This window comes from Cellulomonas jepli (genome assembly GCF_047229345.1).
In the GTDB taxonomy this organism is placed as follows: domain Bacteria; phylum Actinomycetota; class Actinomycetes; order Actinomycetales; family Cellulomonadaceae; genus Cellulomonas_A.
The window spans coordinates 1-5,956 of record NZ_JBFTER010000165.1; the positions used below are offsets into that span (position 1 = coordinate 1).

5 protein-coding genes and 1 pseudogene are annotated in these 5,956 nt (G+C 74.3%); 2 read left to right on the forward strand and 4 right to left on the reverse strand.

Features of this window, described 5'->3' with window-relative positions; genetic code table 11:
• Nucleotides 1–399, reverse strand: a pseudogene (locus AB6N24_RS22415) (hypothetical protein); the annotation flags it as partial.
• A gap of 229 nt (nucleotides 400–628) precedes the next feature.
• On the opposite strand from AB6N24_RS22415, the gene AB6N24_RS22420 reads away from it, so the two are divergent.
• Nucleotides 629–1,948, forward strand: a complete 1,320-nt coding sequence (locus tag AB6N24_RS22420; protein ID WP_412871573.1) for an MFS transporter — start codon at nucleotides 629–631, stop codon at nucleotides 1,946–1,948.
• A 227-nt stretch (nucleotides 1,949–2,175) separates the two neighbouring features.
• On the opposite strand, the gene AB6N24_RS22425 is transcribed toward AB6N24_RS22420, so the two are convergent.
• From AB6N24_RS22425 to AB6N24_RS22435, 3 genes are all read right to left on the reverse strand, one after another.
• On the reverse strand, nucleotides 2,176–2,562 hold the full coding sequence (locus AB6N24_RS22425; RefSeq protein WP_412871574.1) for a DUF1844 domain-containing protein: 387 nt from the start codon (nucleotides 2,560–2,562) through the stop codon (nucleotides 2,176–2,178).
• Nucleotides 2,563–2,710: 148 nt separating this feature from the next.
• On the reverse strand, nucleotides 2,711–4,216 hold the full coding sequence (locus tag AB6N24_RS22430) for a catalase (protein ID WP_412871575.1): 1,506 nt from the start codon (nucleotides 4,214–4,216) through the stop codon (nucleotides 2,711–2,713).
• 115 nt (nucleotides 4,217–4,331) lie between these two features.
• A complete protein-coding gene (locus AB6N24_RS22435; protein WP_412871576.1) occupies nucleotides 4,332–4,772 on the reverse strand; it encodes a Fur family transcriptional regulator in 441 nt (146 codons plus the stop codon).
• Between the two features lie 444 nt (nucleotides 4,773–5,216).
• On the opposite strand from AB6N24_RS22435, the gene infC reads away from it, so the two are divergent.
• Nucleotides 5,217–5,939: a translation initiation factor IF-3 gene (gene infC / locus AB6N24_RS22440; protein ID WP_412871577.1), complete on the forward strand. Its 723-nt coding sequence runs from the start codon at nucleotides 5,217–5,219 to the stop codon at nucleotides 5,937–5,939.
• Nucleotides 5,940–5,956: the final 17 nt, after the last annotated feature.

A 5,956-nucleotide genomic window follows, 5' to 3' on the forward strand; every position in this document is an offset into this window, starting at 1 on the left:
GTGCGTCCCCGGGCGGGCGTCCGGCGCGGGCACCGGCGCGGTCCCGGGCTCCGGCGCGGCCGCTGGCGCCGGCGGGCTGCTCACGGTCGGCAGGGCTCGGGTGACGTCGGGGTCCGGGCGGGGCGCCGGCACGGACGCCGTGGGGTCCTGGCGCCGGGCGAGGTCCATCTCGGGCGCGGGCCGGTCGCCACCGCCGGTGCCACCGGTCGGCTCGCCGACGCCGGCACCCGGCTCGTGCCGGCCGGTCGCGACCGTGCCCGACGGCGGGACGGCCCCGGGCACCTCGTCCCGCTCCCGCACGGGGCTGCGGAGCGGCTCGGCGAGGAGGTCGAGGTGGTCGGGCAGGCCACGCGCGGCGGGCGTGGCGGCGCCGTCCTCGGTCTCCGGCTCACGCGTCACCGTCCCAGGATAGGGCGGGACCAGGTCGACCTCGCCGTCCGTCCGTGGTGAGCCGCACCTGCGCCCCGGACCCGAGGCGGGCTCGGACGTCGTGCCCCGCGCACACCGGTCGGTCGCGCGGTGCGCCGCGGGTCGGGGCGGGCACACCGGCGAGGATCCCCTCGGGGCGGTGCACGTCACGTCGCCACACCGGATAACACCGTGCTCGCCGTCGGCGGCCCGGGAGACAATGACGCGCGTGTCCCTCTCGCCGTACGTCGACCTGCTGCGCCTGCCCGGCGTCCTCCGCCTGGTGCTCGTCGCGCTCGTCGCCCGCGTGCCGCACGCCGCCTCGGGCGTCGTCGTCACGCTGCACGTCGTCCTGACGCTGGGCAAGGGGTACGGCCAGGCGGGCGTCGTGGTCGCCGCGGTGACGATCGGCTCAGCGATCGGTGCCCCGTGGCGCGGGAAGCGCGTGGACGCGCTCGGGCTGCGGCGCGCGCTCGTCCCGTCGGTGGTCGTCGAGTCGGCCGTGTGGGTCGTGGCGCCGTTCCTCGGGTACGAGGCGCTCGTCGTCGCCGCGTTCGTGGCCGGGCTGTTCCTCGTGCCGGTGTTCTCGGTCGTCCGGCAGTCGCTGGGCGTGCTCGTGCCGCCGGTCCAGCAGCGCACGGGGTTCGCGCTCGACTCGGTCGGCACCGAGCTGACGTTCATGCTGGCGCCCGTCGTCGGCGTGCTCGTCGCGACGCAGGTCTCGACGACCGTCGCGCTCGTCGCGGTCGGCGTCTCGACCGTCGCGGCCGGGGTGCTGCTGATCTGGTTCGACCCGCCGACCCGCACGTCGCAGGTGCACGCGCGGTCGTCCGCGACCCTGCCGGCCGCGCCGGACGTCGAGGGTGTCGTGTCGCTCGCGAAGCCGGTGCCCGCCGCCGCGGTGGCTGCGGCGACGGGCGTCCGGGTCGTGACCCCGGCGCTGCTCGTCGTCCTCGCGGCGGCGGTCGCGGTGTCGTTCGTCCTCAACGCGACGGACGTGTCCATCGTCGCCGCGCTCGAGGGCTGGGGACGTGAGGCCTCCGTCGGGTGGGTCATCGCGCTCTGGGCGGGCGGATCGGTCGTCGGCGGCCTCGTCTACGGTGCGGGACGCCGCGCGGTGCACCCGCTCGTGCTCGTGCTCGTGCTCGCGCTCCTGACGCTGCCCGCGGCAGCCGCCGGGACGCCGCTGCTGCTCGCGATCGCGGTCGTGCTCGCCGGCGTGCCCTGTGCGCCCGCGCTCTCCTCGATCACGGCGGCGCTCGTCCGGCTGGCTCCCGAGGAGCGACGCGGCGAGGTCATGGGGTGGCAGGGCAGCGCGATGACGCTGGGCGCCGCGGTCGGCGCACCGCTGTGCGGCTGGTTCATCGACCGGCACGGTCCGGGGGCCGGCTTCCTGACGGCGAGCGTGATCGGCGTGGTGCTCGCCGGCGGTGGGCTCGTCGTGCTCCGGCTCGCCCGCGACCGCTCGCTGCGGTCGGCGTCGTCGGCCGAGCCGGTGCGCGACGCGGTCGAGGCGCACGTCGCGGTCGACGCGCGCTGAGGGGTCGGCGGGCGACGCGCCGTGGGGGAGCGGCCCCGTGCGGCGCCGGGTCGTCGCACCACCGGGCGTGGCCGCGGATACCCCCGTCCGTGCCGGGCAGGTGACGCGATCGAGCGCCGGTCAGTGCCTCGCCCGATCCCCGGAAGATCGGACGACCGAGCCGGTCGGCGTCGCTGCCGGTCAGCCGGCTCGGTCCGACCGCTGGTGCCCTGCCCTCGCCGCGCGCGTCAGACGACCGAGCCGGTCCACTTCTCGCCCGGCCCCTCGCCTGGCGCGTCGGGGAACGGCGACGCCTCGCGGAACGCGAGCTGCAGGGAGCGCAGCCCGTCGCGCAGCGAGCGGGCGTGCTGGTTGCCGAGGTCCGGCGCCGAGGCGGTGACGAGCGCAGCGAGCGCGGTGATGAGCTTGCGGGCCTCGTCGAGGTCGAGGTAGTCCTCGCCGCGCGCGTCCTCGGTGTCGGGGCTCAGGCCGCACTTGACCGCGGCGGCGCTCATGAGGTGGACGGCCGCGGTCGTGATGACCTCGACCGCGGCCACGTCGGCGATGTCGCGCACGGCCTCCGTCTCGGGCGTGCGGGGGTCGACGGGGCTCGTGCTCGCGCTGTGCTCGGACATGCCCCGATCCTCTCATCGCGCGCCGGTGCGCCGGTCGCCGCGCACGCCGGAGCGCACCTCGCTGCGCCGTCCCCCGGACGCGGGCAGGGCCCGCACCGAGGGGTGCGGGCCCTGCTGCCGGTCCGGGGAGGACCGTCGTGCTCGTGTGTCAGGCGACCGGGACGCTCGCGGTCGCCGGCTCGCCCGTCTCGAAGGGCGCCGTGCCGGCCAGGGCGGCCCGCAGCGCGGCGCCGAGGCCCGCGTCGACGCTCGTCCAGTAGCCGATCGCGCGCTCGCGGATCTCGTCGCTCTTCACCGCGCCGACGTGGCCGGTGATCGTCTCGAGGAAGCGGGCACGCGCCGCGTCGTCGAACACCTCGCGGTAGAGCGTGCCGGCCTGCCCGAAGTCGTCGTCCTCGGGGTGCAGCGTCGCGGCCGAGCGCTGCAGCGCGCCGTCGGACTCCCAGCCCGGCGACTCCGCGGCGCGCGCCGGGTCGGCCGCGGCCCCGCCGACCGAGTTCGGCGCGTAGACGGGGACGCTCGGGGCGTTGAACGCGTACCGCGCGGCGCCGTCCTTCGAGTACGAGTAGACGGGCGCCGCGTGGGGGGCGTTGACCGGGAGCTGCGCGTGGTTCGTGCCGACGCGGTACCGGTGGGCGTCCGCGTAGGAGAAGATCCGGGCGAGGAGCATCTTGTCGGGGCTCGCCGCGATGCCGGGCACGAAGTTGCTCGGCGCGAACGTGGCCTGCTCGATCTGCGCGAAGTAGTTCTCGGGGTTGCGGTTCAGCTCGAGCTGGCCGACCTCGATGAGCGGGTAGTCGGCGTGCGGCCACACCTTCGTCAGGTCGAACGGGTTGAACCGGTACTCCGCGGCGTCGGCGTACGGCATGACCTGGACCGAGAGCGTCCACGACGGGAAGTCGCCGCCCTCGATGGCCTCGTACAGGTCGCGGATGTGGTGGTCCGCGTCCGAGCCGGCGAGCTGCGCGGCCTCGTCGGGCGTGAAGTTGCGGATGCCCTGGTTCGTCCTGAAGTGGTACTTGACCCAGAACCGCTCGCCCGCGGCGTTGATCCACTGGTACGTGTGCGAGCCGAACCCGTCCATGTGCCGCCACGACGCCGGGATCCCGCGGTCGCCCATGAGCCAGGTGACCTGGTGCGCCGACTCCGGCGAGAGCGACCAGAAGTCCCACTGCATGTCGTTGTCGCGCAGGTGGCTGCCCGGCAGGCGCTTCTGCGAGTGGATGAAGTCGGGGAACTTGATGCCGTCGCGGATGAAGAAGACGGGGGTGTTGTTCCCGACGAGGTCGTAGTTGCCCTCGGTCGTGTAGAACTTCAGCGCGAAGCCGCGGGGGTCGCGCCACGTGTCGGGGGAGCCCTGCTCGCCGGCGACCGTCGAGAAGCGCAGCAGCGTCTCGGTCGTGGTGCCCTTCTGGAACAGCGCGGCGCGTGTGAAGGCGCTCACGTCGTGCGTCGTGGTGAACGTGCCGAAGGCCCCGCCGCCCTTGGCGTGCACGATGCGCTCGGGGACCTTCTCGCGGTTGAACTGCGCGAGCTTCTCGACGAGGTAGTGGTCGTGCAGCGCGATGGGGCCGTCGGCGCCGACGGACTGCGAGTGCGCGTCCGACGCGACCGGCGCGCCGGCGTTCGTCGTGGTGTACGGGACCTGGGACACGGTGGTTCCTTTCGCAGGACCGGGCGGGGCCGGCCGGGGGTGTGCCGCGCGGCGACGGAGCCGGCGGAGCGGGGGGAGGTCGAGGAGCCGGGCGCCGGGCGCCGCGGCGTGGTCGTCAGGTGGTTCCGGCGGCGCGGCAGTCGGGGCACAGGCCCCAGTAGGTGACCTCGGCGCTCTCGATCGTGAACCCGGACGTCGTGCTGGGGACCAGGCAGGGGGCGTGGCCGACGGCGCAGTCCACGTCGTCGAGCGCGCCGCAGCCGCGGCACGCGACGTGGTGGTGGTTGTCGCCGACGCGGCGCTCGTAGCGCGCGGGGTGACCGGCGGGCTCGATGCGGCGGAGCAGCCCGGCGTCGGTGAGCGCGCGCAGCACGTCGTAGACCGCCTGGACGGAGACGGTGGGCAGCGTGCGACGGACCTCGGTCAGGACGGTGTCGGCGTCGGCGTGCGGGTGGGCGCCGACCACGTCGAAGACGGCGAGCCGCGGTTCCGTGACGCGCAGCCCGCGCTCACGGAGTGCGGCGGAGAGGTCCATGACCAGGAGGTTCGCATGCATTCTGGAATGATTCAAGTAAGTGCACCCTGGGTGACGCGTGTCGTGGCTCACGTCCGTGCCGGAGGGTGGCGTCGCTACCGGGTCGCGCGCCGGGTCGCTGCCGCGGTCCCGCAGATCCCGTGCTCGTGGTAGCCTTGACGACGACCAGCCGCATCCTGCTGCCCCGAGACGGGCGACGGGGTGCGGTGTACAAGTGGAGCTGATCCCACCCGAGCGTCGACCGCTCGCGACCTGCACAGGGCGCGACGACAGAGGCCGGGTCCGGTCCGAGGGGTGCGTCGCGTTCACGCGGTGCACGCCCGGTGTCGTGCCGCCCGTCGGTGCAGCACCTGCTCGGACTCGTGAGGCCCCCACCTGTACCCAGGGCGGGGGCCTTCCTCGTTCCCGGGGTCCCACGACGAGTTCAAGGAGCACCACATCAGCGAGCCCCGCATCAACGATCGGATCCGCGTCGCCGAGGTCCGCCTGGTCGGCCCCAACGGCGAGCAGGTCGGCATCGTCCGCGTGGAGGACGCACTGCGCCTGGCCCAGGACGCCGACCTCGACCTCGTCGAGGTCGCGCCGGACGCCCGCCCGCCCGTCTGCAAGATCATGGACTACGGCAAGTTCAAGTACGAAGCAGACATGAAGGCCCGCGAGGCCCGGCGCAACCAGACGAACACGGTCCTCAAGGAGATCCGTTTCCGGCTGAAGATCGACCCGCACGACTACGGCACCAAGAAGGGCCACGTCGAGCGCTTCCTCTCGGCCGGCGACAAGGTCAAGGTCATGATCATGTTCCGTGGCCGCGAGCAGTCGCGCCCGGAGATGGGCATCCGCCTGCTCCAGCGGCTCGCCGCCGACGTCGCCGAGCTCGGCTTCGTGGAGAGCTCGCCGAAGCAGGACGGCCGCAACATGATCATGGTGCTCGGGCCGACCAAGAAGAAGGCCGAGCAGAAGCAGGAGCAGCGTCGCGTCGAGAAGACGCGTCCGCCGCGCGAGCAGCCCGAGACGATCGAGTTCGACGCCGACGCAGCAGCCGCGTCCGCCGCCGCTCCCGCAGCGCCGGCACAGCCGGCCGCTGCCGTCGCCACGCCGGTCGCCGCCTCGACCTCTCCGGCCGAGGCTCCGGCTCCCGCGTCGACCCCGGCCGCCGCGCCCGCACCCGCGGCGTCCGGTCACTTATAAACAAATACGAGCCCACG